The organism is Deltaproteobacteria bacterium (genome assembly GCA_011773515.1).
In the GTDB taxonomy this organism is placed as follows: domain Bacteria; phylum Desulfobacterota; class Deferrimicrobia; order J040; family J040; genus WVXK01.
Map to the genome: position 1 here is coordinate 10,490 of WVXK01000096.1, position 2,166 is coordinate 12,655.

The 2,166-nt window shown below is 55.4% G+C and carries 2 protein-coding genes; one reads left to right on the forward strand and one right to left on the reverse strand.

The features are described 5' to 3' along the window. Positions 1-20 precede the first annotated feature (20 nt). Positions 21-1,376, forward strand: a complete 1,356-nt coding sequence (locus tag GTN70_10435) for a radical SAM protein (GenBank protein NIO17384.1) — start codon at positions 21-23, stop codon at positions 1,374-1,376. A 91-nt stretch (positions 1,377-1,467) separates the two neighbouring features. Here the strand turns inward: GTN70_10435 and GTN70_10440 are convergent, their stop codons facing one another. Then, positions 1,468-1,923 carry a hypothetical protein gene (locus GTN70_10440; protein ID NIO17385.1) on the reverse strand — a complete coding sequence of 152 codons (456 nt, stop codon included), beginning with the start codon at positions 1,921-1,923 and terminating at the stop codon, positions 1,468-1,470. Positions 1,924-2,166 lie beyond the last annotated feature (243 nt).

Below are 2,166 nucleotides of genomic sequence, written 5' to 3' on the forward strand. Positions count from 1 at the left end.
AACGAAAGGAGGCCGGCAGGATGAAAATCAAGCTCATCGCACCCCATGAGTCGGGGGAAACCCTGATCTCGAGCGCTGAAACGTTCAAGGTCCAGAAGCTTGCCCTTCCGCTCCTTGCGGCGCTCACCCCGGAAGGCCACGAGGTAAAGCTCGTGGATGAGGCCTTCGCGCCCGATGACGTGAATGAAGAGGTCGACCTGGTGGGCATCACGGTGCTGACCGACCTCGTCCCGAGGGCATACCGCCTGGCCGATCTCTACCGCGCGCGCGGCGTCAGGGTCGTGCTCGGTGGCATGCATCCCTCCGTTCTGCCCCGCGAGGCCCTCAAACACGCAGACGCCGTCGTTGTGGGAGAGGGGGAGGAATCCTGGCCGCGCCTCGTAGAAGACGCAGCGGCGGGGAGGCTGAGGCGCATATACCGATCAGAAAAAATGACGGACCTGAAAAAATTGCCCCGGCCGCGGCGGGACCTCTATCCAGACCCCGGCACAAAAGGCTACACTCCCGTTGCAACCACGGTGGAGGCATCGCGGGGATGCGTGTTCCGGTGCGAGTTCTGCTCGATAAGCAGGGTGATGGGCCAGGGGCACAGGGTCCGCCCCCCAGCCGACGTGGCCGCGGAGATCGAATCGATAGAGTCCCCCAACCTTTTCTTCGTGGACGACTCGCTCGCCCTGAACCGGCACGTCGCAGGGAAACTGTTCCAGGAGATTGCGCCCCTGAAAAAATTCTGGGTCGGACAGGGCTCCGTATCGCTGGCCGAAGACACGGATCTGCTGCGCGCCATGAGGAGGTCGGGGTGCCTGGGGCTCCTGGTCGGGCTCGAGTCCGTCCAGATGGAAGCCCGGGGGGAGATGAAAAAGTTCAACGGCCTCCGGATCAGCTTCAAAGAGGCGATGCAAAGGTTCCACGGAGAGGGAATCGGTATCCTGGGGGCATTCATTTTCGGCTTCGACCACGAAACCGGGGACGTCTTCGACCGGACCCTCGAGTTTTCCCTGAAGCACCGCCTGGAAGGGGTAGAACTTAGAATCCTCGTCCCCTTTCCCGGGACCCGGCTGTATGCGCGGCTGCTCTCCGAGAAGCGACTGTTCGCGCCCGGGTGGTGGCTCAACGGCTATTCCTCCGACATGCTGCTGTTCAAACCCGGGGGCATGAGCCCCCGCGAGCTCCTCGATGGATTTACCCGCGTAAACAGGCAGATCTATTCCTACGGTGCGATCGCCAGGCGCATCTTCGGCGTGAGCCCCTTCAAGCGGAGGGCAACGGGCTGCCGCCTCGTTGTGGGATTCAACCTTGCCACCCGGAAGCGCTATTTCAAGAGCCTTGACGCCGAACAGCCATTCGCCGGGCTGGCTGAAAGCAATTATCGGTGAACACGAAAAAGGTGAACTGGACAAGATCATGATTGTGAAAGGAAAATCGACTTACCGGGAACGCGAAGCGACGCCTGACTTTCAAGTGCCGTCATCGCCTGTGCTTGAGTTTTTCATCGAAAAACACCAGGGCATTCGCCAAAATTTTCTTGAATATCTCCTCCTCTTCGGCGGACAGCCCGAGGGATTCGGCGATGGTACCGTAGAGACTGGATTTTGCCCTCCTGATCTCTTCGACCACCCTTTTGCCTTCATCGGTCAGGCTCACCGTGGTGACCCGCTGGTTTTCAGGGAGTATCGTCTTGTTCACGAGTTTATCGTCCTTCCACAGCTTCGTTATCGTCGTCGAGATCGTGCTGCCGCTCACGGTGGGACAGAGTGCGGCTATTTCCGATACGCTCATGTTTTTTCTCATGCCCAGGAGCTCGAGAATGAGCATTTCACGATCCGACAAATGCCCCATATCATTTTCAGAACCCGACATCATCCTGAACAGCCTGACCCTGAGGGCCATCTCATAGATCAGCATCTCCATGCTCTCGTTCATGATTCACCCCGTTTATTACCCCTACTACAGAATATTTTTATTTCCAAATACATAATAAATCAATATTTTCGTAATGTCAATGTAATTGGATATAGAAATTATATAATTTATAGATTGTTTGAATTAAGCAATATTCTATATAATAATATATTGACTTTAGAAATGTTTTATGTTAAAAATAAATTAAACGGAAAACGATTTTCCTCTTATCGTTGCTCGGAACGGTTCGAAGTTAACGCCGGG